At 72.2% G+C, this 24,469-nt stretch carries 26 protein-coding genes; 15 read left to right on the top strand and 11 right to left on the bottom strand.

Annotated features, from left to right (window positions below; genetic code table 11):
- Positions 1-7 precede the first annotated feature (7 nt).
- A complete protein-coding gene (locus ACIBQ6_RS04005) occupies positions 8-274 on the top strand; it encodes a helix-turn-helix domain-containing protein (RefSeq protein ID WP_387669925.1) in 267 nt (88 codons plus the stop codon).
- A 20-nt stretch (positions 275-294) separates the two neighbouring features.
- Here the strand turns inward: ACIBQ6_RS04005 and ACIBQ6_RS04000 are convergent, their stop codons facing one another.
- The gene (locus ACIBQ6_RS04000; RefSeq protein WP_358293198.1) at positions 295-1,074 is read right to left on the bottom strand and encodes a hypothetical protein; all 780 of its coding nucleotides are present in this window, start codon (positions 1,072-1,074) and stop codon (positions 295-297) included.
- A 145-nt stretch (positions 1,075-1,219) separates the two neighbouring features.
- Here ACIBQ6_RS04000 and arfB point away from each other — a divergent pair, with 145 nt between their 5' ends.
- A complete protein-coding gene (arfB, locus tag ACIBQ6_RS03995) occupies positions 1,220-1,630 on the top strand; it encodes an alternative ribosome rescue aminoacyl-tRNA hydrolase ArfB (protein ID WP_352354181.1) in 411 nt (136 codons plus the stop codon).
- A gap of 24 nt (positions 1,631-1,654) precedes the next feature.
- Here the strand turns inward: arfB and ACIBQ6_RS03990 are convergent, their stop codons facing one another.
- The 5 genes from ACIBQ6_RS03990 to ACIBQ6_RS03970 all read right to left on the bottom strand — a co-directional run bounded on the left by ACIBQ6_RS03990 (position 1,655) and on the right by ACIBQ6_RS03970 (position 6,427).
- Entirely contained in the window at positions 1,655-2,188 is a 534-nt protein-coding gene (locus tag ACIBQ6_RS03990) for an NAD(P)H-dependent oxidoreductase (protein ID WP_352327446.1), read from the bottom strand.
- A gap of 96 nt (positions 2,189-2,284) precedes the next feature.
- Positions 2,285-4,252 carry an AarF/UbiB family protein gene (locus tag ACIBQ6_RS03985; protein ID WP_358293201.1) on the bottom strand — a complete coding sequence of 656 codons (1,968 nt, stop codon included), beginning with the start codon at positions 4,250-4,252 and terminating at the stop codon, positions 2,285-2,287.
- Between the two features lie 75 nt (positions 4,253-4,327).
- Positions 4,328-5,257: an acyl-ACP desaturase gene (locus tag ACIBQ6_RS03980; protein ID WP_397210133.1), complete on the bottom strand. Its 930-nt coding sequence runs from the start codon at positions 5,255-5,257 to the stop codon at positions 4,328-4,330.
- A 79-nt stretch (positions 5,258-5,336) separates the two neighbouring features.
- Positions 5,337-5,519 (bottom strand): hypothetical protein, encoded by a 183-nt coding sequence (locus ACIBQ6_RS03975; RefSeq protein ID WP_358293204.1) that lies wholly within the window; start codon positions 5,517-5,519, stop codon positions 5,337-5,339.
- A gap of 167 nt (positions 5,520-5,686) precedes the next feature.
- The gene (locus ACIBQ6_RS03970; protein WP_364334674.1) at positions 5,687-6,427 is read right to left on the bottom strand and encodes an HAD-IIA family hydrolase; all 741 of its coding nucleotides are present in this window, start codon (positions 6,425-6,427) and stop codon (positions 5,687-5,689) included.
- 100 nt (positions 6,428-6,527) lie between these two features.
- On the opposite strand from ACIBQ6_RS03970, the gene ACIBQ6_RS03965 reads away from it, so the two are divergent.
- The 8 genes from ACIBQ6_RS03965 (at position 6,528) to ACIBQ6_RS03930 (ending at position 15,453) form a co-directional block, all read left to right on the top strand.
- Positions 6,528-7,721 (top strand): M20 family metallopeptidase, encoded by a 1,194-nt coding sequence (locus tag ACIBQ6_RS03965; protein WP_397210131.1) that lies wholly within the window; start codon positions 6,528-6,530, stop codon positions 7,719-7,721.
- Complete coding sequence (locus tag ACIBQ6_RS03960) at positions 7,721-8,686, top strand: zinc-dependent alcohol dehydrogenase family protein (RefSeq protein ID WP_397210129.1); 966 nt, start codon at positions 7,721-7,723, stop codon at positions 8,684-8,686. The genes ACIBQ6_RS03965 and ACIBQ6_RS03960 overlap by 1 nt, the downstream gene beginning before the upstream one ends.
- 170 nt (positions 8,687-8,856) lie before the next feature.
- Complete coding sequence (locus tag ACIBQ6_RS03955; RefSeq protein WP_358293210.1) at positions 8,857-10,689, top strand: ABC transporter substrate-binding protein; 1,833 nt, start codon at positions 8,857-8,859, stop codon at positions 10,687-10,689.
- A 3-nt stretch (positions 10,690-10,692) separates the two neighbouring features.
- On the top strand, positions 10,693-11,700 hold the full coding sequence (locus ACIBQ6_RS03950) for an ABC transporter permease (protein ID WP_397210127.1): 1,008 nt from the start codon (positions 10,693-10,695) through the stop codon (positions 11,698-11,700).
- A complete protein-coding gene (locus ACIBQ6_RS03945; protein WP_358293213.1) occupies positions 11,697-12,602 on the top strand; it encodes an ABC transporter permease in 906 nt (301 codons plus the stop codon). The genes ACIBQ6_RS03950 and ACIBQ6_RS03945 overlap by 4 nt, the downstream gene beginning before the upstream one ends.
- A 3-nt stretch (positions 12,603-12,605) precedes the next feature.
- Positions 12,606-13,592 (top strand): ABC transporter ATP-binding protein, encoded by a 987-nt coding sequence (locus ACIBQ6_RS03940; RefSeq protein ID WP_358293215.1) that lies wholly within the window; start codon positions 12,606-12,608, stop codon positions 13,590-13,592.
- On the top strand, positions 13,589-14,599 hold the full coding sequence (locus ACIBQ6_RS03935; protein WP_352354161.1) for an ABC transporter ATP-binding protein: 1,011 nt from the start codon (positions 13,589-13,591) through the stop codon (positions 14,597-14,599). Before ACIBQ6_RS03940 ends, ACIBQ6_RS03935 begins: the two co-directional genes overlap by 4 nt.
- On the top strand, positions 14,599-15,453 hold the full coding sequence (locus ACIBQ6_RS03930; RefSeq protein WP_397210125.1) for a GNAT family N-acetyltransferase: 855 nt from the start codon (positions 14,599-14,601) through the stop codon (positions 15,451-15,453). Before ACIBQ6_RS03935 ends, ACIBQ6_RS03930 begins: the two co-directional genes overlap by 1 nt.
- Before the next feature lie 2 nt (positions 15,454-15,455).
- Here ACIBQ6_RS03930 and ACIBQ6_RS03925 read toward each other — a convergent pair whose 3' ends face one another.
- A complete protein-coding gene (locus ACIBQ6_RS03925) occupies positions 15,456-16,568 on the bottom strand; it encodes an exo-beta-N-acetylmuramidase NamZ domain-containing protein (RefSeq protein WP_397210123.1) in 1,113 nt (370 codons plus the stop codon).
- Positions 16,569-16,625: 57 nt separating this feature from the next.
- On the opposite strand from ACIBQ6_RS03925, the gene murQ reads away from it, so the two are divergent.
- From murQ to ACIBQ6_RS03910, 3 genes are read left to right on the top strand one after another with little or no spacing between them, the layout of a single operon-like run.
- The gene (gene murQ, locus ACIBQ6_RS03920) at positions 16,626-17,525 is read left to right on the top strand and encodes an N-acetylmuramic acid 6-phosphate etherase (RefSeq protein WP_358293220.1); all 900 of its coding nucleotides are present in this window, start codon (positions 16,626-16,628) and stop codon (positions 17,523-17,525) included.
- Positions 17,526-17,582: 57 nt separating this feature from the next.
- Positions 17,583-18,677, top strand: a complete 1,095-nt coding sequence (locus tag ACIBQ6_RS03915) for a serine hydrolase domain-containing protein (RefSeq protein WP_397210120.1) — start codon at positions 17,583-17,585, stop codon at positions 18,675-18,677.
- Between the two features lie 4 nt (positions 18,678-18,681).
- Positions 18,682-19,062 carry a VOC family protein gene (locus ACIBQ6_RS03910; RefSeq protein WP_358293224.1) on the top strand — a complete coding sequence of 127 codons (381 nt, stop codon included), beginning with the start codon at positions 18,682-18,684 and terminating at the stop codon, positions 19,060-19,062.
- On the opposite strand, the gene ACIBQ6_RS03905 is transcribed toward ACIBQ6_RS03910, so the two are convergent.
- Positions 19,059-19,955: a TIGR03619 family F420-dependent LLM class oxidoreductase gene (locus ACIBQ6_RS03905; RefSeq protein ID WP_397210118.1), complete on the bottom strand. Its 897-nt coding sequence runs from the start codon at positions 19,953-19,955 to the stop codon at positions 19,059-19,061. The two genes, ACIBQ6_RS03910 and ACIBQ6_RS03905, sit on opposite strands and share 4 nt — an antisense overlap.
- Positions 19,956-20,221: 266 nt before the next feature.
- A complete protein-coding gene (locus ACIBQ6_RS03900) occupies positions 20,222-20,530 on the bottom strand; it encodes a hypothetical protein (RefSeq protein WP_397210116.1) in 309 nt (102 codons plus the stop codon).
- A gap of 40 nt (positions 20,531-20,570) precedes the next feature.
- Between ACIBQ6_RS03900 and ACIBQ6_RS03895 the strand changes: the two genes are divergently transcribed.
- Positions 20,571-21,425 (top strand): phosphotransferase family protein, encoded by an 855-nt coding sequence (locus ACIBQ6_RS03895; protein WP_397210114.1) that lies wholly within the window; start codon positions 20,571-20,573, stop codon positions 21,423-21,425.
- A 59-nt stretch (positions 21,426-21,484) separates the two neighbouring features.
- Complete coding sequence (locus tag ACIBQ6_RS03890) at positions 21,485-21,742, top strand: zf-TFIIB domain-containing protein (protein ID WP_352331027.1); 258 nt, start codon at positions 21,485-21,487, stop codon at positions 21,740-21,742.
- 72 nt (positions 21,743-21,814) lie between these two features.
- Here ACIBQ6_RS03890 and ACIBQ6_RS03885 read toward each other — a convergent pair whose 3' ends face one another.
- Both ACIBQ6_RS03885 and ACIBQ6_RS03880 read right to left on the bottom strand, forming a co-directional pair.
- On the bottom strand, positions 21,815-22,816 hold the full coding sequence (locus ACIBQ6_RS03885; protein WP_358293231.1) for a hypothetical protein: 1,002 nt from the start codon (positions 22,814-22,816) through the stop codon (positions 21,815-21,817).
- 37 nt (positions 22,817-22,853) lie between these two features.
- Positions 22,854-24,464 carry an ABC-F family ATP-binding cassette domain-containing protein gene (locus tag ACIBQ6_RS03880; RefSeq protein WP_397210112.1) on the bottom strand — a complete coding sequence of 537 codons (1,611 nt, stop codon included), beginning with the start codon at positions 24,462-24,464 and terminating at the stop codon, positions 22,854-22,856.
- Between the last annotated feature and the right edge of the window lie 5 nt (positions 24,465-24,469).

Genomic DNA, 24,469 nt, shown 5'->3' with positions numbered 1-24,469 from the left:
GACCGACATGGCCTTTCGCCGGAACCCCCGTGACGAGGTGGGCGGTCTCGCCCAAGAGGTCGTCGACGAGATCACGTGGTACATGCGGGAACACAAGATCACCCGTGCCGATCTGGCCACGTCGCTGGGCGTCTCGCCGGGCCGGGTGAGCCAGATACTCTCCGGCGACGAGAACCTGACGCTGCGCACGCTCGGCGCCGTCGTCGACGCGCTCGGCGCCCGCCTGGAGCTCACGCTCGGCGACGCCGAGGACTCCCCCGCCGCCCTGGCCTGAGCGCCGGCCGCCACTCCCGGTCAGCGGGCGCGGGCGATGTGCTCGCCGCCGCGGGCCCGTGACGGCGGCACGTATCCCGGCAGCGAGCGGTAGCCGGCCCGGTAGGCCGCGGCCAGCAGGCGCAGCACGTCGTTCTCCGCGTCGTGCCGCAGCACGCCGTGCAGCCGGTGGAGGTTGCCGAGGTAGCGCTCGTACCTGGGGGTCCTGGTGTGGCGGGAGAGGGTGAGCGCGGTGGCCACCTTCGAGCGGGCGGCGCCGTCCTCGATCAGGGCGGCCACGTCCAGCCTGCGTTCGACGGCGTCCAGGCGGGCGTGCACCCGTTCGCGCCGCCGGTCGTCGGCCGACAGGCGGTCGCGGATGCGCTCGTGGTAGCGGGCCGCGGCCAGGCTCAGCTCGTAGACGTTCCAGGACGGGTCCACCCGCTTCTCGCACCAGACGCGCTCGTCCTCGGCCATCGCCTGGTCCAGCCGGGCCAGCAGCGACACCAGCCAGAACGTGGCCGCCTCCCGGGCCAGCGAGCGCCGCTCGTCCTGCCTGGCGCGCATCTGGCCCAGCCACAGGCCGCTCGGCGCGGCCGCGCCCAGGACGGTGGCCAGCGAGTCGCTCAGCAGCGCGTGCCCGGCCAGCGCGACGCCGGCGGACAGACCGCCGGTGAGCAGGCTGACGGCGACCGCGAGCCGCCGCCCGGCGGGCCCGAAGGGCCGGCCCTTCCCCTGGCACCTCAGCAGCAGGAAGACGACGGCGGAGACCACGGCGAGCCCAACCGTCAGCGCCGCCTGCGCGACCCACTTCGGGTCCATGGAATGAGCCCTTCCCGCGAAATGTTCTCTCCATATTCGCAGCGAGGACAGAGATTGAAAATGCCGTTGCGGACGGCATATGTCGCTCATATACGGTGACACTCATCTGAGCAAGGCGCATTCCTCCGGAACAGGAGCCACCACCATGCCCGGCCCGCTGGTCGTCAACGACTCGATCGTCATCCCCGACGCCGAGCTCGTCTGGCGTTTCTCCCGTTCCTCAGGTCCGGGCGGCCAGGGCGTCAACACCACCGACAGCCGGGTGGAGCTGATCTTCGACGTGGCCGCGAGCACCGCGATCCCGCCCGCGCTCAAGGCCCGCGCGCTCGACCGTCTGGGCGCCACCACGATCACCGTCGTGGCCTCGGAGTACCGGTCCCAGCTGCGCAACAGGGAGGCCGCCGGTCACCGGCTGGCCCAGCGCGTCCGGGAGGCGGTCGCGCCGCCGCCCAAGCGCCGCCGCCCGACCAAGCCGAGCCGGGGCGCCGTCGAGCGCCGCATCGCGGGCAAGAAGCACCGTTCCGACGTCAAGCGCCTGCGCCGCGACCCCCACTGAGCCCGCCCCGGGAGCACGCCGGGATCAGAGCGAGAACGCCGGTTCCCTGACCCCCGCCGGGCAGAGCTGCCCGATCACCGCGCGCACCTGGCCGCGCAGCACGGGGTCGGTGAGGTGGCCGTCGTCGTCGAAGTGCGGGCAGGCCGGCGAGATGACCAGCTCGGCGCCCATGACGACCGCGTCCGCGCCCTGGAGCTGCTTGTAGAGCTCCGCCTGCGCCCACATCGCGCCGCACGCCCGCGCGCTGGCGCTCATCACCGCCACGTGTTTGCCGGACAGCACGTCGCCGGCCGAGAGCCATTCCAGCGTGTACGTCAGCTCCGGCGGCAGCAGGCTGTGCTCGGGAGCCGTCAGCAGCACCGCGTCCGCCCCGGCGACCAGCCCGAGCAGTTCCCTGGCCGCCACCGGCACCTTGCCCGGCTGGTACGGCGGGACGTCGCCCATCCCCGTCCAGATCTCGAACCGTACGCCTTCCGGCAGTTCGCCGCCCGCTGCGTCCAGCAATCTGTTGATGAAAGACCCCGCGTGGAGACTGGCGGCGATCCCGATGATTTTCACCTACTGCTCCCCAGGCGTTCCGGTGTCACCTGGAAACTTCCCGATGCCTCGGATGTCCAAGACCAGCCCGAGGTCAAAAGCAGCTCAGTCTTCGCCTCAGCGCCGGTGACGCTCCTGGTCAGGCGGGCGTCGGAAGATCAGCGCGAGCACCCGCAGCACCATGATCGAGGCGATCACCAGCAGGTTGTAGCCGAGGAGCTGGTACAGGCTCGTGGTGCCGACCACGACCGGGCCGCCCTCGATGCCGAGCAGCAGCACCGCCATGAGCCCGGCCGTGGCGCCGAGCACGGTGAGCAGCACCTGGTGGACCAGCCCGGTGACGTAGCGGCGGTCGCGGTCGTCGGCCAGCAGCCGGACGTTCAGGCTGAACCTGCCGTGCTCGGCGGCGCTGGCGATGCGCTCGACCCGCCGCGGCAGGCGGCGCAGCATCGGCAGCAGCGCGGCCAGCTCCTGCCCCACGGCCTCCTTGACGGACTCCGGCCCGGCCCGCTCGGCCAGGTAACGCCCGGCGAACGCGCGGGCCTCGCCGATCAGGTTGAAGCCCGGCGACAGGCGCACGAGCGTGCCCTCCAGCGTGGCCAGGGCCCGGAAGACGGCGGCCACCTCGGGCGGGATGGACAGCCCGTACTCCGAGACGATCTTGAACAGGTCGGTGAACATCTGCACGCTGTCCATGCCGGGCCCGAGATGCCTGGCCATGAACTGGCCGAGCGCCCGCTCCAGCGCCGCCTCGTCGATCTCCTCCGGCCGCGGGACGACCTCCAGCAGCGCGTCGGTGACGCCGAGCGGGTCCTGCCGGTTCATCGCGAGCAGGAAACGCTGCAGGGCCGAGCGGACGGAGCCGTCCAGGCGGCCGACCGAGCCGAAGTCGAGCAGGCCGAGCGTGCCGTCGTCGAGCAGCATGAGGTTGCCCGGGTGGGGGTCGGCGTGGAAGACGCCCTCGACGAGGATCTGCCTGAGCAGGCAGTCGAGCAGGTCGCGGGCCAGCGCGGGCCCCTGGCCGGGGGCGGCCGCGGTGACCGGCCCGCCCGACAGGCGCCGCATGACCAGCACCTGCTCGGTGCAGAGGGCGGGGAACGGCTCGGGGTAGGTGACACCGCCGCTGCCGGAGGCGGCCACGGCGGCCATGTTGGCGGCCTCGACGCGGAAGTCCAGCTCCTCGCGGATGGCGACGGCGAACCCCTCGGCCAGGTCGCGCAGCCCCAGCGAACGCCCCCACCGGGTCCTGGACTCCAGCGTGGCGGCCAGCCGGCGGACGATGTCGAGGTCCTGGGCCACCACGCCCTCGATGCCCGGCCTGCGCACCTTGACCACGACGTCCTCGCCGGTGTGCAGCCGGGCGGTGTGTGCCTGGCCGATGGAGGCGGCGGCCAGCGGCGTCCGGTCGAAGGCGGCGAACACCTCCTCGACCGGCCCGCCCAGCTCGGCGGCGAGCACCGGCTCGATGCGCTCCCACGGCGCGGGGGCGACGTGGTCCTGCAGACGGCCCAGCTCGTCGATGAACTCGGCCGGCAGCAGGTCACGCCGGGTGGACAGCACCTGGCCGAGCTTGACGAAGGTGACGCCGCCGTCGTCGAGCGCCTGGCGCAGCGACCTGGCCAGGCGCACCTTGCCCGACCTGTCCTCCAGGCTCTCGCCACGGCCCCGCAGGTAGGGGCCGAGGCCGTGCCGGAACGCGATCCTGGTGATCTGCGAGTAGCGCCGGGCCCGGCGGATCCGGCCGCGCAGCGAGCGCAGCACCTCCAGCGGCCCCGGCACCGAGCCCGGCGGGACCAGCGCCTCGGCGAGCACCAGGATCACCATGGGGATGAGCACCATGCACATGGCGATCAGGAGCAGCAGCCCGAGCGCGCCCGCGTCGGGCGTGGTCTCCGGGTTGACCGGCCCGAACGAGGCGATCACCGGCGTCAGCATCGGCTGGGCCAGGCCCCAGGCCACCATCGCGGCCAGGAAGGTGCGTAACGCGCCGAACCTGACCCCGAGCAGGCGCTGGGCCGCCGTCGCCAGCAGCAGGATCATCACCAGGATGGCGAGCGAGACGAACAGCGTGCCCAGGAGCTCCATGAGGAGGGATCATGCCACGGCCGCGCGGGCGGCGGCCCGGCGGCGGCCCGGCGGCGGCCCGGCGGCGGCCCGGCGTCAGCCCCTGGCGGCGGCGCGGGCGCGGCGCTCGTCGCGGCGCTCGACGAAGCGGGCGGCCGTGACCTCGGTCTTGGCCAGGAACGCCGACAGCTCCTCGCGGGCCCGCTCGCCCTCGGCGTCGAGCCCGGTCTTGTCGAAGACCGCCCACTGGCGCAGCACCGGCATGAGCACGTCGTCGAGGTGCAGGCGCAGGTCGTAGATGCCCTCATGGGCGATGATCATGGCCTTGCGGGCGAAGCCCTCCATGCCCGTGCCGGGCATCTGGAAGGTGGTGACGACGTCGGTCACCGCACGCATGGTCTGGTTGGGGTCGAGCTCGAAGGCCGCCTTGAGCAGGTTGCGGTAGAAGAGCATGTGCAGGTTCTCGTCGGCGGCGATGCGGGCGAGCAGGCGCTCGCAGCCCTCGTCGCCGGAGGCCCTGCCGGTGTTGCGGTGGGAGATGCGGGTGGCCAGCTCCTGGAAGGAGACGTAGGCGAGCTGCTGGAGCATGGTGTTGTACGCGGTGACGAAGCCCTGCTCCATGTGGTGCATGCGGGCCCGCTCCAGCGCGACCGGGTCGACCGCGCGGGTGACGGTGAGGTAGTCGCGCAGGGCCGTGCCGTGGCGGTCCTCCTCGGCGGTCCAGCGGTGGACCCACGTGCCCCACGCGCCGTCACGGCCGAACGTGGTGGCGATCTCGTGGTGGTAGCTGGGCAGGTTGTCCTCGGTGAGCAGGTTGACGATCAGCGAGATGCGGGCGGCCTCGGGGATCTTCGAGTCGCCCTCCTGCCACGCCTGGCCGCCGTAGATGCCGTCGAAGTCACGCCCTTCGCTCCACGGGATGTACTCGTGCGGGAACCACTCCTTGGCCGTCGCGTTGTGGCGATCGAGCTCCACGCCCACGACGGGTTCGAGCTCGTGCAGCAGTTCCGTCTGAGACATCGCCATAAAGATCTTCTCCTTCAGGTTACGGGACCGTAGGTTAGGCTACCCGAAGGCCATGTGATGCGGTGTCGACCTCGTTGTCCTAAATGCCGACGTGTTGCAGCAGCCGGTCCAGTTTGATGTTGAGGTCGAGGATCTCCGAGCGCAGCGAGTTGAACTCCTCGGCCATCGCCGTCCTGACGAACCGCAGCTCCTCGGTCACCTCGACGCGCAGCGTCGCCAGCTCCGCCTCCGCGCCCTGCTCCCCCGGCTCCTCACGCCACACGGCCGCCTCCTCGCATTCGGTAAGTCACCTTCCGCCACCAAGGATCGCAGCCGGGCGCGCGCCGCGCCGCCCGACGGCGGCCGCCGGGAGTGGTTTTCTTCTTCCGGGCCACGATCCTCCGCGCCCCGGAAGAAGACTTGTCATCCCGGGCGAGCCGGCCGCCGGGCTCAGATCAGGTCGACGAGGTCGGCGACCGACTCGACGACCAGCGAGGGACGGTAGGGGAAGCGGTCGATCTGGTCGCGCTGGGTGACGCCGGTCAGCACCAAAATCGTGAACAGCCCCGCCTCCATGCCGGAGACGATGTCGGTGTCCATGCGGTCGCCGATCATGGCGGTGGTCTCGCTGTGGCCCTCGATGGCGTTGAGCGCGCTGCGCATCATGCGGGGGTTGGGCTTGCCCACGAAGTACGGCTCGACGCCGGTCGCCTTGGTGATCATCGCGGCCACCGCGCCGCAGGCCGGCAGCGAGCCCTCGGTGGAGGGGCCGATCGGGTCGGGGTTGGTGGCGATGAAGCGGGCGCCGGCCTCGATGAGCCGGATCGCGCGGGTGATCTGGGTGAAGCTGTAGGTGCGGGTCTCGCCGAGCACGACGTAGTCGGGGTCGAGGTCGGTCAGGATGTAGCCGACCTCGTGCAGGGCCGTGGTCAGGCCGGCCTCGCCGATCACGTACGCCGACCCGCCGGGACGCTGGTCGTCGAGGAACTGGGCGGTGGCCAGGGCGGAGGTCCAGATGGACTCGGCGGGCACGTCGAGGCCGGCGCCGGCCAGGCGCACCGACAGGTCGCGCTGGGTGTAGATGGAGTTGTTGGTCAGGACCCGGAACTTCTTGTCGGACTCCTTGAGCCGTTTGATGAATTCGTCCGCACCGGGGATCGGCCGCCCCTCGTGGACGAGGACGCCGTCCATGTCGGACAACCAGGAGTCGATCCGCTTACGCTGAGTCACCCGTTCATGGTATCGAGCGTGCCTTGTCGACTTCTCGCCGCACACGTGAACAATGTTCATCATGTCGTTCACTGAATCCGCCCTGGACATGCGGGACGAACTCATCCAGCTCCGCCGCTCCCTGCACACCACCCCCGAGCTCGGCCTGCAACTGCCGAGGACGCAGGAGAAGGTGCTGGCCGCGCTCGACGGGCTCCCCCTGGAGATCACCACCGGCAAGACGCTCAGCTCGGTCACCGCGGTGCTGCGCGGCGGCCGGCCGGGCCCCGCGGTGCTGCTGCGCGGCGACATGGACGCCCTGCCGGTGACCGAGCGCAACGACCTGCCCTACATCTCCCAGAACGTCGGCCAGATGCACGCCTGCGGCCACGACCTGCACACCGCCATGCTGGTCGGCGCGGCCCGGTTGCTCAGCGCGCGGCGCGCGGACGTCGCCGGTGACGTGATCTTCATGTTCCAGCCGGGCGAGGAGGGGCACGACGGCGCCAAGCACATGATCGGCGAGGGCGTGCTCGACGCGGCCGGCGCCCGGCCGGTGGCGGCGTACGGGATGCACGTGGTGTCGGCCATGCTGCCGCCGGGGCTGTTCGCCTCGCGGGGCGGCCCGATGATGGCCGCGGCCGACGTGTTCTGCGTGACGGTGAAGGGCATCGGCGGGCACGGGTCGAGCCCCCACCGCGCCAAGGACCCGATCGCGGCCGGCTGCGAGATGGTGACGGCGTTGCAGACGATGGTGACCCGCACCTTCGACGTGTTCGACCCCGTGGTGATCACCGTGGGCACCTTCCACGGCGGCTCGGCCGACAACGTGATCCCCGACGAGGCGCGCTTCGAGGCGACCGTGCGCACGTTCAGCAAGGAGCACCGGAGGCTGGTCAAGCGGCGTCTGGTGGAGGTGGTCGAGGGCATCGCGGCCGCGCACGGGCTCGCGGTCGAGGCGTCGTTCGGCATGGGGTACCCGGTGACGGTCAACGACCAGGGCGAGGCCGGGTTCGTCTCGGCGACCGCCGACGAGCTGTTCGGGCCGGGCCGCTACTTCGTGGCGCCGCAGCCGGTCATGGGGTCGGAGGACTTCTCCTACGTGCTGGAGGAGGTGCCGGGCGCGTTCGTCTTCCTGGGGGCCTGCCCGCCCGACCGCGACCCGGCCACGGCGCCCTACAACCACTCGCCGGACGCCGTCTTCGACGACTCCGTGCTGCCCGACGGCGCCGCGCTGTACGCCTCGCTGGCCTACGAGCGCCTGTCGAGGTCGTGATGCGCGCCTGGGTGGTGGACCGGCCGGGGCCGATGGCGACCGGCCCGCTCGTGCGGGTCGAGCGGGACGTCCCCGAGCCCGGCCCCGGCGAGGTGCTGGTCCGGGTCGAGGCGTGCGGCGTGTGCCGGACCGACCTGCACCTGGCCGAGGGCGACCTCGCGCCGCGGCGGCCGCGGACCACCCCCGGGCACCAGGTGGTGGGCCGGGTCGAGGGCTCCGGCGAGCGGGTGGGGGTGGCCTGGCTGCGCTCGACGTGCGGCCGGTGCCGCTACTGCCTGCGCGGCACGGAGAACCTCTGCCCGGACTCCACCTACACCGGCTGGGACGCCGACGGCGGCTACGCCGAGTACGTCGTGGCCCCCGCCGCCTACGTCTACCCCCTGCCGGACGACGTGCCGGCCGAGCGGCTGGCGCCGCTGCTGTGCGCCGGCATCATCGGCTACCGGGCGCTGGCCCGCTGCGACCTGCCGCCGGGCGGCCGGCTCGGCATCTACGGCTTCGGCTCCTCGGCCCATCTCACCGCGCAGGCGGCCATCGCGCAGGGCGCCACGGTGCACGCCGTGACCAGGTCGGACGCCTCCAGGGAGCTGGCGCTGGAGCTGGGCGCGGCCTCGGCGGGCGACCGGCCGCCCGAGCCGCTGGACGCGGCGATCCTGTTCGCGCCGGTCGGCGACCTGGTGCCGCCCGCGCTGGAGGCGCTCGACCGCGGCGGGACGCTGGCGATCGCCGGCATCCACCTGACCGACGTGCCCGCGCTGAACTACGAGCGGCACCTGTTCCAGGAGCGCACCCTGCGCAGCGTGACCGCCAACACCAGGGCCGACGGCCGGGCCTATCTGGAGCTGGCGCTGGCCCATCCGCCGCGCGTGGCGACCACGCTCCACCCCCTGGAGGAGGCCGGCCGGGCGCTGGCGGATCTGGCCGCCGACCGCGTCAGCGGCGCCGCCGTGCTGGTCGTGGACTGAAGCCCCGCTCCGTCGCACGATGGAGATTGGCGCCACGGCGGACCTCTATGAAGGAAAGTTACATTACACTCACAACATCTGGAGATTATTGACGCTGCCTGCTGGCGACCGTAGGGTCCGGTCAATTCCCTACAGATCCTCAACAGGTCCGACATCCCCCGGAGCGGCAGATGAAGCGACTGGCAGCGGTAGTGGCGTTGCTGGGCCTCGCCACCGCCACAGCGGCGTGCAGCGGTGGTACTAACAACAAGTCCGGCGGCTCGAGCGGTGGTGGTGGCGGGCTCTTCACCACGATCGACGTCAACAGGCCCGGCCTGGAGGCCACGGCCCCGGCCAACCCGTACAACCCGAAGGGCAACTCCTTCCCCGGCTACACGGCGATGAAGCTGGGCTGGGTCAAGAACCACCTGACCGACCCCAACCAGGCCCTCCCCGGCATCGCGGAGAGCTGGGAGATCGCGCCGGACAACTCGGCGATCACCCTCAAGCTCCAGCCGAACGCCAAGTGGTCCGACGGCAAGCCGGTCACCGCCGAGGACGTCAAGATGTCCATCGGCATCGCCTACACCCAGGGCAGCACGGCGTTCTCCATCACGCCGGGCGCCGCGGGCGCGGCGGCGGACGTGACCGTGGTCGACGACCACACCCTCAAGATCACCCAGGACATGGCGAACCCGAGCCCCAAGTTCGCCCGCGGCGTGCTCGACACGTTCGTCCTGCCCTCTCACGTGTGGAGCAGCGTGCTCCCCGCGGACTTCTGGGACCAGCTCAAGGCCTCCAGGGGCGAGGGCGCCGAGGCCGACAAGGCCCGCGAGACCATCACCGGCCTGGGCGAGAAGGTGCTCACCTTCGCCCCGCCGAAGGACACCTCGGCCGGCCCGTTCGTCCTGGAGCGGGTGAACCCGTCCGAGGCGCTGCTGGTCAAGAACAAGTACTTCTACAACGCCGCGAACGTGGCGCCGGCGCAGGTGAAGTTCCTCAACTACACCGGCAACGAGCAGATCTGGAACTACCTCACCGCGGGCAAGCTCGACCACGCCGGCTTCACCGCCGCCCCGTCCGACGTGATGAACCGGATCAAGGCGGCCGCCGGCAACGAGGTCATCAAGGGCTACTCGCCGGTCGCGGTGAGCATGGCCTTCAACCAGTCCAAGAAGCCGTACGACAACGTGCACGTGCGGCGCGGCCTGGCCTACCTGATCAACCGCGAGGAGGTCACCAAGGTGGCCTCGCCCGAGGGCGGCACGGCGGCGGTCACCACCAGCGGCATCCACCAGAAGGCCGCGCAGGCGTGGATCCCCGACGAGCTGCCCAAGCTGGAGCCGTACGCGCCCGACGTCGCCAAGGCCGAGGCCGAGTTCAAGGAGGCCGGCCTCACCAAGAAGGACGGCAAGTGGACGCTGGCCGACGGCTCGGCGTGGAAGGTCTCCATGCACGCGCCCTCCGGCTTCTCCGACTGGCTGTCGGCCCAGGAGAACATCAAGAGCCAGCTCGTCAAGGCCGGCGTCGACGCCGAGGTCGTCACGGCCAACGACTACCCCCTCTACCTGGAGGAGCTGGCGGCCGGCAAGTACGACGTGGGCTTCTGGCTGATGGCGCTCGGCCCCGCGCCGTACGACATCTACCAGCGCCTGTACGGCGCCTCCAACGGCTGGACGAACGTCGCGGGCAAGGTCAAGCACTCCGAGCCCGGCAAGGCCGGCAACTGGATGGGCGGCCCCGAGGAGATCGAGGTCGACGGCGCCAAGATCAACCCCGGTGAACTGACCGGCAAGCTGAACTCGGCCAACGAGGAGCAGGCCAAGCCGATCATGGCCCAGCTCGCCAAGGCCGCCAACCAGGACCTCCCGGTCATCCAGCTCTGGGACTACGTCAACACCCAGTTCGTCAACAACAGCCGCTTCACCGGCTGGCCGCACGACGACGAGATCCTGCGCATGGGCGCCGGCGTCCTGCCCTCGGGCGTCTGGATCCAGCTCGGCATGATCAAGGCGAAGTCGTAGTTCATGGCGCTCATCGCACGACGACTCGCGGGCCACCTGGCCCGCGGGTTCGTCATGATCCTCGTAGTCGCGACGATCAGCTTCTTCATCATCAACAACATCCCCGGCGACCCGATGGCCGCCCGCTACGAGAAGCTGGTCGAGCAGGGCATGTCGCCCGAGGCCGCCGCGCAGGCCGTCAAGGTCCTGTACGGCTTCCTTCCCGACGGCACGCTGTGGCAGCAGTACACCGACTACATGACCGGCCTGCTCCACCTCGACCTCGGCATGTCGGTCAGCCGGCCCGGCAGCTCCGTGGTCGACGTGCTCACCGACGCGGCCAAGTGGACCGTTCTACCGGTGCTGGCCGGCACGCTGCTGAGCTTCTTCGTCGGGATCCTGCTCGGCGTGTACGCCGCCATCAAGCGCACCGGCAAGCTGGGCGACGCCCTGGCCATCTCCGGCTCGCTGCTGCACGGCATCCCGCAGTACGTGCTGGCGATGCTGCTCGTGGTGATCTTCGCGACGCTGCTCCCGATCCTGCCGGCCGACGGCTCGGTGGACATCCTGTTCGAGCCCGGGTTCAACGCCGGCTACATCGGCTCGCTGGTCGAGCACGCGGTGCTGCCGGTGGCCACGTACGCGCTGTCGGCCTACGGCGGCTGGATCCTGGCGATGAAGTCGAGCGTGGTCACCGTGCTGGGCGACGACTTCATCCTGGCCGCCGAACTGCGCGGCATGAAGCGCTCGATCGTGTTCCGCTACATCGCGCGCAACGCGATCCTGCCGCTGTTCACCATGCTCGCCCTGTCGCTGGGCCTGCTGCTGGGCGGCGCGGTCTTCATCGAGAAGATCTTCAACTACCCGGGGCTCGGCTGGCTGCTGATCAGCGGCGTCCAGGACCGCGACTACGGCCTGATGGGCGGGGCGTTCCTGCTGATCACGGTCGGCACGATCATCGCCAACATCGTCGCGGACCTGTTCTACACGGTCATCGACCCGCGGGTGCGCAGCGGAGAGGAGGGCTCGTGAGCGCCACGCTCATCCCGGAGGCCGCACCGGCCGCCTCGGCCATGCGCCGCAACTTCTGGCACGGCGTCTGGCGGGTGATGAGGCGCAAGCCCAGCCGCATGGCCGGGGTCGTCATCATCGCCGGTTTCATCGTCATGGCGGTGATCGGGCCGATGCTGCTGCCCGAGCACCTGCCGGGCAACGCGAGCGCGATCACCCAGCCGCCGAGCTGGGACCACTGGTTCGGCACCGACCCGCAGGGCCGGGACGTGATCGCGCTGGTCATCAAGGGCTCGCGTTACGTCCTGCTCACCGCCCTGGTCACCGCGATCATCACGGTCGTCGCCGGCACCGCGATCGGCCTGTTCTCCGGCTTCAAGCGGGGCCGCTGGGACACCGTGCTCATGCGGCTGACCGACATGAAGCTCACCATCCCCGGCCTGCCGCTGCTGCTGGTGCTGGCGACCGTGTGGAAGTTCGGCAACCCCGTCCAGATGGGCCTGGTGCTCGGCCTGCTCGGCTGGGGCGGCGTGGCGCGGGCGGTGCGCGCGCAGACGCTGTCGCTGCGCGAGCGCGGGTTCATCGAGGCCGCCCGCGGGCTCGGGCTGTCCACCACGCACATCATCGGCAAGGAGCTGCTGCCGAGCATGGCGCCCTACATCGCGATGAACATGCTCATCGCGGTCACCGGCGCGGTCTACTCGCAGGTGGGCCTGTTCTTCCTGGGCGTGCTGCCGTACGAGTCGGACAACTGGGGTGTGATGCTCAACCTCGCCGTGTTCCAGGCGGGCGCGATGATCACGCCGAACGCGCTGGGCTACCTGCTGGCGCCGCTGCTGGCGATCCTGCTGCTCACGCTCGGCATCGTGCTCGTGGTGGACGCCATGGACGAGATCTTCAACCCCCGGCTGCGCGAGGAGTAGCAAGTGGCCGAACAAGCGCCGGGAGTGCGCATCGACGGCCTGACGGTCGTCTACAAGACCCCCGCGGGCGAACTGCCCGCCGTCCGGGACGTCACGCTGACGCTGGAGCCCGGCACGATCACCGGCATCGTCGGCGAGTCCGGCTCGGGCAAGTCCACACTGGCGCTGTCGCTGCTCAACGCGGTGCAGCCGCCGGGCAGGATCGCCGCGGGCAGCGTCGAGATCGACGGTCTCGGCGACGTGACCGGTTTCGCCGGCGAGGAGCTGCGCAAGGCTCGCGGCCGGCACATCGGGTACGTCTTCCAGGCCGCCCAGAACTCGCTCAACCCGCTCAAGACGGTCGGCAAGCAGCTCCTCGACCTGGGCCGCTCGCACGGCGTGGAGGACCTGCCCGGCCTGGTCCGCGAGGCCAAGGAGCTGCTCGGCCGGATGGGCCTGGACGGCGCGCGCGTGCTCGACTCGCACCAGCACGAGCTGTCCGGCGGCATGCGCCAGCGGGTCGGCATCATGCTGGCGCTGGTGCTCAACGCCCACCTGGTGGTGCTCGACGAGCCGACGACCGCCCTGGACATGATCACTCAGGCGAACATCCTGAAGATCGTCCGCGAGGTGCACGCCGAGCGCGGCCTGACCACCCTGGTCATCACGCACGACATCGGCGTCGTGGCCGAGGTCGCCGACCGCCTGGTCGTCATGTACGGCGGCCGCCTGGTCGAGCAGGGTCCCACCCGCGACGTGCTCGGCTCCCCCAGCCACCCCTACACGCGGGGCCTGATCAGGGCCATCCCCCGGCTCGTGGGCGACATCGCCGAGGCCCAGGCGCTGCCCGGCCGGCCGCCGACGCTGGCCACGGTGCCCAAGGAGGGCTGCGTGTTCAGGGAGCGCTGCGCGCTGCGCATGGACGTGTGCGACACCGTCGACCCGCTGGCCGTGGCGCATGGATCGAGGGTCGTGGCCTGCCACGCCGTGACCGTGAAGGAGCACGCGTGATCACCGGGACCGGCATCGTCAAGACGTACAAGCAGCGCGGCAACGTGCTGGCCGGGCGGGAGGTGCGGGCGCTGCGCGGGGTGGACTTCTCCATCCCCAAGGGCGGCGCGGCCTCCTTCATCGGCGAGTCCGGCTGCGGCAAGACCACGCTGGGCCGGATCATCGCCGGGCTGGAGACCTACGACGAGGGCGAGATCGTCATCGGCGACGTGTCCATGTCGGGGCTCAAGCAGAAGAGGCGCCAGCCGTACTTCCGCAAGATCCAGATGATCCACCAGGACCCGTACTCGGCGCTCAACCCGACCCGGACCATCCACCAGACGCTGTACGCGCCGCTCAGCCTGCGGGCCGGGCAGACCGGGCGGTCGAAGGAGTGGATCGAGGAGCGGGCCGCCGAGGTGCTGTCGATGGTGGGCCTCGACCCGGGCTCGGTGCTGGGGCGCTACCCGCACCAGCTCTCGGGCGGCATGCGGCAGCGGGTGGTCATCGCCCGCGCGCTGACCGTCGACCCGGAGATGCTGGTCGCCGACGAGGCCGTCTCGATGATCGACGTCTCGCTCCGGCTGGGCATCCTCGCGCTGTTGAAGGACCTGCGCGAGCGGCTGGGCGTGAGCGTGCTGTTCATCACCCACGACGTGGCCACCGCCCGCTACATCGGCGACGACGGCGAGCTCTACGTCATCTACCGCGGCCAGGTCGTCGAGCGCGGCCCGGTGGACACGGTCATCGCCGACCCGGTGCACCCGTACACGCAGTCGCTGCTGTCGGCCATCCCCGTGCTGCACGGCCTGGAGGAGCCCGGCGCGCAGCCGGTGACGCCGCTGGAGTCGCTGGACGAGAGCAAGGCCGACGAGGGCTGCCTGTTCGCCCGCCGCTGCCCCTTCCAGGGCGAGCGGTGCGCGGGCGAGCGGCCGCTGCTGCAGATCACCGAGGGCGTGCCGCAGCAGCACGCGTGCTTCTACCCCGAGCGGCGCGACGTGATCGCCCGCCCGATGAGCGAGGTGTGATGTCGCCCACCGTCCGCGGCGCGGACCTGGCCGAGGCCGCCCGGGTGGCCGCCGCCGCGCTGACGCTGGACGCGCCCGAGGCTCCCGACCTGGTCCGGCGCCTGGCCGACCCGCCCGCCGAGCGCCGCTGGACGGCGCTGGCGACCGACGGCGGGGTGGTGATGACCTCGGTCTCGTCGAAGGACCCCGAGGTCGGGCACCTGGACCTGCTGGCCGTGCACCCCTCGGTCCAGGGCCGCGGGCACGGGCGGGCGCTGGTGGGGGCGGCCGAGGAGTGGCTGCGGGGGCACGGCGTGCGGCAGGCGCGCTTCGCCGGGAACCCGCCCTGCTACGCCTGGCCCGGCATCGACGTGCGGTACACCGCGGCCGCCTGCCTGGCCGAGAGCCTGGGCTACGAGCGTTACCACGTCGCCTGGAACATGACCGCCGACCTGCGGGCCGACCTGTCCGTCGAGGACGACCTGGCGCGGCTGGAGCGGGCGGGGGTCACGGTGCGGGCGGCGGGCGCCGACCGCTCGGCCGTGGCCGCGTTCGTCGAGGAGCACTGGAACGAGCGGTGGGCCTGGGAGGCGGCCAACGCGACCGGCCTGCACTACGCCGTGCGCGACGGGCGCGTCCTGGCCTTCGCCGCCTGGGGGGCGCGGCCGGCCTGGTTCGGCCCGATGGGCACCGCTCCGGACGCCCGCGGGCTCGGCCTCGGCGGGGTGCTGCTGCGCCGCTGCCTGGCCGAGCAGCGGGCCGCCGGCCAGGAGAGCGCCGAGATCGGATGGGTGGGGCCGTTGCGGTTCTACTCGCGCGCCGTGGGCGCGCGAGCCGAACGCGTCTTCTGGCTCTACCGGCGCGATCTGGCCTGATGTCAGCTGTAGAGCAGATGTCCTTCGGGACGGCCGGGCGGCGGGCACAGCTCGCGCGGGTCGTCCCCGGCCTCCAGGCAGCGCGTGAGCGTGTCGGAGCCCCAGAGCAGGTCGAGGAACAGCTCCTCGCCCTTCCAGACCAGGTCGTCCGGGTAGAGGACGCGGGCCGTGTGCAGCATCGACAACCCGGTCAGCACCGGCCGGAAGGCCCGCGGGTCGTGCACGTGCAGCTGCACCCCGCGGACGGGCAGGCCCGCGTGCTTGTGGAACGTCGGGGTGAACCAGGTGTCCCTGAACCGCACCCCCGGCAGCTCCAGCCCGTTCAGGGCGGCCGCGTAACGCTCGTCCGCGTACGGCGCCCCGACCAGCTCGAACGGCCGGGTGGTGCCGCGGCCCTCGGAGAAGTTGGTGCCCTCGAACAGCCCGGTGCCCGGGTAGACCAGCGCGGTGTCGGGGGTCGGCATGTTGACCGAGGGCATCACCCAGGGCAGGCCGGTCTCCGCCCAGCTCATGTCCCGCCGCCAGCCCTCCATCGTGACCACCCGCAGATCGGCGTCGAAGCCGAACAGCGCCGCCAGCTCCCCCGCGGTCCTGCCGTGGCGCACGGGCAGCGGGAAGCGGCCCACGAAGCTGGCGAACGCCGGGTCCAGCAGGGGGCCCTCCTCGACGGTCCCGCCGAGGGGGTTGGGCCGGTCCAGCACCACGAACCGCAGGCCCAGCCGCGCGGCCGAGGCCAGCAGGTCGTACATGGTCCACACGAAGGTGTAGAAACGGGCGCCCACGTCGGCGATGTCGAAGACCAGCGTGTCCACGCCGGAGGCGGCGACCACGCGGTCGAGGTCGTCGCCCGACAGCTCGTGGGTGTCGAAGACCGGCAGTCCCGTCGCGGGGTCCACCGCGTCGCGCTCGCTCGATCCCGCCTGGGCCGTGCCGCGCAGGCCGTGCTCGGGGCCGAACAGCGCGGTCAGGGGCAGCCCTGCGGCCAGCAGGGCGTCGGTCGTGGGGGTCAGGTCGGGCAGGACGCCGGTGGGATTGGTGATCAGGCCGAGACGGGCGCCGCCGGCCAGCGCGGGGTCCGCGGCCAGCCGTTCGGCTCCGGTGCGTACGTGTGACATGGATCCATTCTCTGAAAGATATTTACAACTGAGAAGTAAAGGGTGGAAATTAGCGTCATGATTGATCCGCTGCCCGAGCTGTCCACCGAGCAGAGCGATCCCCGCTACAGCCAGATCGACCGGCTGCCGACGGAGCAGATCGCCCGACTGATGAACCAGGCCGACGCCGAGGTGCCCGTGGCCGTGGCCGCGGCCGTGCCGGCGATCTCGGCGGCCATCGACGCGATCGCCGCCCGGATGGCCGAGGGAGGCAGGCTGCTGTACGTCGGCGCCGGCACCTCGGGACGGCTGGCCGTGCTCGACGCCAGCGAGTGCCCTCCGACGTTCGGCACCGACCCCTCGCTGGTGCAGGGCGTCATCGCCGGCGGGCCGGAGGCGCTGACCCGGTCCATCGAGGGCGCGGAGGACGACGCCGAGGCGGGCGCGGCGGCCATGAAGGACCTGGAGGTGGGCGCGCTCGACTCGGTGGTGGGCGTGTCGGCCAGCGGGCGGGCCCCGTTCGTGCTGGGCGCGCTGGCCGAGGCCGCCGGCCGGGGGGCGCTGACCGCGGCGCTGTCGTGCAACACGGGCGCGCCGCTGTCGGCCGCCGCCGAGCACGGGATCGAGGTCGTGGTGGGGCCCGAGGTGGTGGCGGGCTCGACCAGGCTGAAGGCGGGCACGGCGCAGAAGCTCGTGCTCAACATGATCTCGACGATCTCCATGGTCCGGCTCGGCCGGACCTACGGGAACAAGATGATCGAGATGTCGGCCATGAACAGCAAGCTCGCCTCCCGCGCGCTGCGCATGGTGCGCGAGATCACCGGGGCCGACGCCGCGACGGCGGGCGCGGCGCTGGAGGCGGCCGGCGGGCAGGCGAAGACGGCCGTGGTGATGATCCAGCACGGCCTGGACCCCGACGCCGCCCGCGCGCTGCTGGAGTCGCACGGAGAGCGGCTCAGCGACGCGCTCAGCGGCTGACGTAGCGGACGGGACGCACCAAGGCACTGTCGGAGGACTGACGAGGGGGGAACGGGGATGTCGGACCGGCTGGAGCGCCTGCTGGCCGCCGCGGTGCCCGAGGTGTGCCCGGCGGCGGTCGCGCTGATCGCCGCGCACGGCACGGTGACCGCCGCCGCGGCGGTGGGCGAGCTGGTCAGGTACGCCGACGCCGAGCCGACCACCGGATCGGACGCCGGGCCGGAGGCCCCCGGGACGCTCGCCGCCGATCGGCCCCCCGCGCGCCGGGACTCGGTGTTCGACCTGGCCTCGGTCAGCAAGCTGTTCACCACCACAGCGGTGCTCTCGCTCACCGAGGAGGGCCTGCTCGACCTGGACGAGCCGGTCCGGTCGTGGCTCCCCGGGGCCGACCCGCGGATCACGCTGCGCCGCCTGCTCACCCACACGGCGGGCCTGACGCCGACCCGCCGGATCGACCTGGAGCTTCCGCACGCCGGGCCGGACGAGCGCATGGCCGCGATGCTCACCACGCCGGTCACCGGCCCGGTCGGCGGCCCCTACCTCTACAGCGACGTCGGCATGGTGATGGCCGGCCGGATCGCCGAGCTGGCCGCGTCCGCCCCGCTCGACGTCCTGGTCCGCGCCCGGATCACGGACGTGCTCGGCCTCCCCGGCACCGGCTACCGCCCGGTCGGCGGCGGCGGGCCGGCCCAGCGCGTCGCCGCGACCGAGTTCAAGCCCGAACGCCCCGGCCCCGGCTGCGTGCGCGGCGAGGTGCACGACGAGACGGCCCACGCCCTGGGCGGGGTGGCCGGGCACGCGGGCCTGTTCGCCCCGGCGGACGACCTGCTGGCCTTCGGGGAGGCGCTGCGGCTGGGCGGGGGCGTGATGCTGAGCCCGTCGAGCGTGGCGGAGATGACCCGCGACCAGGGGGCGGAGGGGGCCGCGTTCCGGCACGGGCTCGGCGTGCGGATCGGCGACCCCGGCATCGTGGGCCCGCTGAGCGGCGCCTACGGCCACTCCGGGTTCACCGGGACGTCGCTGGTGGTCGATCCGGCGCGCGGGCTGACCGTGGTGCTGCTGACCAACGCCGTCCATCCGGTGCGCGGGCGGCCGGGGATGCGCGAGCTGCGGTGCGCGGTGGCCACCGAGGCGCTGCGGCACGTAGCGTGAACGCATGCCCGTGCAGCTGAACCACACCATCGTCGCCGCCACCGACCGGGACGCCACGGCCGCCTTCCTGGTCGACGTCCTCGGCCTGGAGCCCGCGCCGGTCTACGGCCCGTTCCGGGTCGTGACGCTGGCCAACGACGTCTCGCTCGACGTGATGCAGGCCGACGGCGAGGTGACCCCGCAGCACTACGCCTTCCTCGTCGGCGAGGAGGAGTTCGACCAGATCTGGGGGCGGATCAGGAGCCGCGGCCTGACGTTCTGGGCCGATCCGGGACACACCAGGCCCGGCGTGATCAACACCCACGACGGCGGCCGCGGGCTCTACTGGTCGGGCCCCGACGGACACAACCTGGAGATCATCACGGTCCCCTACGGCGGCGGTTAGGGCGCCAGCGCCTCCAGGGCCTCCTCGGCCCGGCGCATCGCCTCCCCGGCGTCGGCGGTGACGATCTCCTTGTCGAAGTTGAGGTCGTGGAAGACGTCCGTGACGCCCTCGGCGGCCAGGGCGGCGACGTCCTGCCTGATCTGCTCGTACGTGCCGGTCAGCGGCCGGCGGGCGTCCTCGGCGCCGGCGGGCCGCACCTGCGTGACGCCGCGGCACACGTAGCGGAACGAGGCCGCGTCGCGTCCGGCGCCGGCGATCGCCTCCTTGATCAATGCGATCCGGCCCGCGACCGCCGACAGGTCCTCCCTGCTGGAGCTGATCCAGCCGTCGGCCAGCCGGCCGGCCCGGCGCAGCGCGACCTCGGCGGTGCCGCCCAGCAGGACCTGCGGCGGCCCCGGCGCCGGCTTGGGGTCGATGTGGGAGGCCGGCACCCGGTAGAACTCGCCGTCGTGCTCGACGACGTCGTCCGTCCACGCCTTGCGCAGCAGCTGGACGAACTCCTCGCCCCGGCGCCCGCGGCGCTCCATGCCGACGCCCGTGGCCTCGAACTCCTCCGGCACCCAGCCGAGCCCGATGCCGGCGCTGACCCGGCCGCCGGAGAGGGTCTGCAGGGTGGCGAGCTGCTTGGCCAGCACGACCGGCTGCACGTACGCGTTCACCACGGCCACGCCCAGCCGGATCGTCCGGGTGACGCCGGACAGGTGCGCCAGCGTGACCAGCGGGTCGTGGACACTGCGGTAGATCGGCCCCATGGGATGCCCGACGGGGTACAGCAGCCGCTGGAACGTCCAGAGCTCGTGGTAGCCCAGCTCCTCGGCCCGCGCGGCGACGCGGCGCATGTTCTCCGGTGTGGCCCAGGGCCCTGACTGGGGTACGGCGAAACCGATTCTCATGCTCCCAGTCTGACCGACCCGGGTGCGCGATCTCCCACCACACACGGCACCCTCTCCGTCGCCGCTCCGGCCGGCGCTTCGGCCACGAGCTGGACCCCGTACCAGGCGTACCGCACGCTGCAGAACTGCGTGTCGGCGGGCACCACCCTGCTCGTCACGAAGGGGTACAAGGAGTACGAGTGCCCATCTGGCTCAGGAAGTAGGCGCGGTCAGGCTCGGCAGCGCCTGACGGCGGCCCTTCGCGAGGGCTCGGGTGGCTTCATCCGTCACCCGTGTCCCCGCTCGCGCCGCGCCCGGGCCCGCGCCCGCTCCAGCGAGGTCGCCCGCGCCAGCGCCGCACGCGCCCGCTCGATCTCCTCCTGGCCCGGGGCGTCCGCCGCCTCGGGCTCGACCGCCCACCTCGCCGGCTGCCGGGCGGCTTCCCCGTCCACGCGCCGGCGCGCCGCCGGACGCCGCTCACGGCGGCGCCGGGCGGCCTCCTGATCGTGCTCGCGCATCGCCTGGGCGGCCCGCGGCGAGCTCGCCCTCAGCCACTCGCGCGCCAGCGCCGCCCACTCCCTCGCTCCCGCCATCACGACGGCATTTACCCCCAACACTGCCCAATACTCTGTACGAGTGGGTCTAGAGGAGGAGCTGGCGGGCATCGCCGCGGCGTACGGCGGCACGGGCGAGCCCGTGCGACACCAGACACGCACCGACGTGGTCGTGTTACGGATGGGCGAGGTGGTGGTCAAGGCCCACTCCGCCCGCGACGAGGTGGAGCCGCTGCGCGCCCGCCTCAGGGCCGCCGCCGCGGCCGCGGTCAACGGCGTGCTGCTGGCCCCGCTGGAGGCCGAGGTGCTGACGGCGGCGGGCCGCGCGGTCAGCGTCTGGCCGGCCGGCCGCCCGGTCCCCCACGACGACCCCGGGTCCGCCCCCTGGGAGGAGGGCGCGCGGCTGCTGGCCCGGCTGCACGCCGTCCCCCTGACGGTGGTGCCGCCGATGCCGCCCGCCGGAGGCCCGGCGCGGGCCGCCCGCGCGGTGTCCAGGATGAGCGGCGACGGCCCGGTCGAGCAGCTCGTCAGGCACGCGTTCAAGGAGCTGCCCGATCCCGCCCCGGTGCCGGGCCTGCTCACCCATGGCGACTGGCACCTGGGCCAGCTCGTCTGCCGCGACCGCTGGCTGCTCATCGACGTCGACGACCTGGGCGTCGGCGACCCGGCCTGGGACCTGGCGCGACCGGCCGCCTGGTACGCGGCGGGCCTGCTGGAGCCGGCCGTCTGGGAGCGGTTCCTCGGGGCCTACCTGGCCTCGGGCGGCCCCGCGCTCGGCCAGGGCGACGATCCCTGGCAGCGGCTCGACCTGCCGGCCCGGGCGCTGACCGTGCAACTGGCCGCCGTGGCCGTGCTCAACGCCGAACGCGAGAACCGGGAACTCGACGAGGTGGAGCACGCGTTAATCGAATCGTGCAGCAGAATCGTCCGAGCGTGACGGGGGCCGCACGCGGTAGGTTTCAGCCTGAGACCCCGGATCCAAGGAGAGCGACTTAGATGCAGTGCCCGAAGTGCCGCGGCAACATGCGGACATATGAGCGCAACGGCGTCCACATCGAGCAGTGCGACAACTGCCGTGGGATCTTCCTCGACTATGGCGAGCTGGAGACCCTGACCCGCATGGAGTCGCAGTACCACGCCGCTCCGCCGCCGCCCCCCGCGCCCGGGCCGGCCTGGGGCGCCCCCCACCACGGCGGTCACCACTACGGCCACCACCGCCAGCGCAGCTGGGTGGGCATGCTGTTCTCGACCTGATCGCCCCGGCAGCCGGAAAAGGGCCGCGCGTTCGCGCGGCCCTTTCGCGTGTGCGGGCCCGACTCTGGAGGGTCAGCTCGGGAAGTCGTCGGGGTTGACGGGTGCGGTGCGGGCGTTGCCGCCGGAGATGGCGTGCAGGGTGACCCGCCAGTCGTGCCAGAGGATCTGGGTGGCGGTGACCGTGGTCTTGAACTTCACCGACTTCTGGAACCGCTCGAAGCTGCACTGGCGGCTGAAGGACCGGCTCTTGCCGTCCCAGTCCACGCCGTGGGTGAAGTAGATCTTGTACGTGCCGTCGGGCACGCCCCTGACCTTGAACTTGGCCTTCTTGCGCACGTACACGCTGAACGTCTTGCCGCCGCCCCTGACCGCCGTGACGACGGCGTCGCGGGTGCCGCCGTTGTCGACCTCCAGGGAGCTGCGTCCGCCGAGGGAGGTCCGGCGGATGAACGCGCCGTTCTTCAACCGCCTGTTCTGCTTGCCGCCGGCCTTGACGGTGACGACGTCGGCCGGGTAGTCGCCGGCGCTCTGCAGCGCCTCGCCCGCCTTGTTCAGGGCGGTGAGCTTGGTGTTCAGGTCGCTCAGCACGGCCGAGGGGGTGCACAGCTCGCGGCTGCCGACCTTGCCCGCCGTGGAGCCGAGCTCGGTGGCGAAGTCGCGCAGGCTGGTGACGTACGCGTCGTGCTGGGCGCGTATCTCGGCGGGCGGGGCGATCGCGGACAGGGCGTCGGCGGCGCCGCTCAGCGCCTGCTCGGCCTTGTCCACGCGCTGGTTGAGCGCCTGGACGCCGCGCGCGCCGGCCAGGCCGCTGATCGCGCCGGTCATCGCCTTGTGCCTGCTGTCGAGCTCGCCCTTGTACGCCTCCGGCGTCAGGGCGCTGACGGCGGGGCTGGACCCCGATGAGGGATCCCCGCTGGGATCGCCACTGGGATCGCCGCTGAAGGCTCCGCCCTTGCCGTCCGCCACGCCGCTGACCTTCGGCTCACCGCCGGTCAGCGGTGGCGGAGAGGAGCAGGCGGCGAGCGTCACCGTCGCCAGGGCGAGAACGCAGGAGATCAACCGGGGTGAAGCCACCTGCCCCACTATTGCCCGGTTGATCCCCAGACGTCAATTACGATTCGGCCAGTCCCTCGTCCCGATCCTGTCGCAGCCACCGGGTGATCCCCAGCGTCTCCAGGAACGGGACGTCGTGGCTGGCCACGACGAGCGCGCCCTGGTAGGCCGCCAGCGCCTGGGAGAGCTGGCGAACGCTGGACATGTCCAGGTTGTTCGTCGGCTCGTCCAGCAGGAGCAGCTGCGGCGGCGGATCGGCCGACAGCAGCGCGGCCAGGGCGGCGCGGAACCGCTCGCCGCCCGACAGCGTGCCCACGGGCTGGTCGGCCCGCGTGCCGCGGAACAGGAAGCGGGCCAGCCGCGCCCGCACGTCGTTGACCGAGGCGGCCGGCGCCACGGCCCGGACGTTGTCCACGACGCTCAGGGCGTCGTCGAGCACGTCCAGCCGCTGCGGCAGGTACCCCACCGGGACATGCGCGCCGTGCTCGACGATCCTGCGCAGCAGGGTCGTCTTGCCCGACCCGTTGGGCCCGAGCAGCGCGATGCGTTCGGGGCCCCGGACGACCAGCCGGTCGAGCGCCTTGAGCCCGCCCTCGCCGGGCATGCCGTCAGGGCCGCCGGAACGGTCGGGACGGTCGAGCGGCAGCGTCAGCAGGGTCCGGCCGGCCGGGACGGCGGTGCCGGGCAGCTCGACGCGGATCTCGGCGTCGTCGCGCACGGCCAGCTCCGCCTCGGTCAGCCTGCCCCTGGCCGCGGCCAGCCGCTCCTGGTGCAGCGCGCGGTGCTTGCCCGCCGACACCTGGGCCTTCATCGTGAGCCCGCCGGCGACGATCTTGGGCACCTTCTTGTTCTCGAACGCCTTCCGCGCGGTGCGGCCGCGCCGGTCGAGCTTGGTCCTGGCCTCGATCAGCTCACGCCGCTGCCGCCGCACCTCGCCCTCGGCGGTCCTGACCGTGCGCTCGGCCGCCTCCTGCTCGGCGGCGACCTGCTCCTCGTAGTCGCTCAGATTGCCGCCGTACAGGCGCACGGCGGCGTCGCGGAGCTCGGCGACCTGGTCCACGAGGTCGAGCAGCGCCCGGTCGTGGCTGACCACGACCAGCACCCCGGGGTACGCCGAGACCGCGGCGTGGAGCCGCCGCCGGGCGTCCAGGTCGAGGTTGTTGGTGGGCTCGTCGAGCAGCAGCACGGCGGGGCGCTTGAGGATCTGCGCGGCCATCGCGACCATGACGGCCTCGCCGCCCGACAGCGTCGCAACCGTGCGGTCGAGCCCGACGTGGCCGAGCCCGAGCCGGTCGAGTTCGGCCCGCGCGCGTTCCTCGACGTCCCAGTCGTCCCCGATGGCGGTGAAGTGCTCCTCGGCGACGTCGCCGCTCTCGACGGCGTGCAGCGCGGCCCGCTTCCCGCTGATCTCCAGCAGGTCGGACACCGTGCGGCTGCCCTCCAGCGGCACGTTCTGCGGCAGGTACCCCACCTCGCCGGTGACCGAGACCGACCCCGATCCCGGGGTCAGCTCCCCGGCGATGATCTTGAGCAGGGTGGACTTGCCCGACCCGTTCGCCCCGATGAGCCCGGTACGCCCGGCGGGGAAGGCGGCGTCGAGACGGTCGAGCACCATGGTCCCGTCGGGCCAGCCGAAGGACACGTGATCGACGACAATGGAAAAAGACATGTGGC

Origin of the sequence: Nonomuraea sp. NPDC049655, assembly GCF_044465465.1 — a bacterium.
Lineage (GTDB): Bacteria > Actinomycetota > Actinomycetes > Streptosporangiales > Streptosporangiaceae > Nonomuraea.
This window is presented reverse-complemented; position numbering and strand designations above follow the sequence as displayed.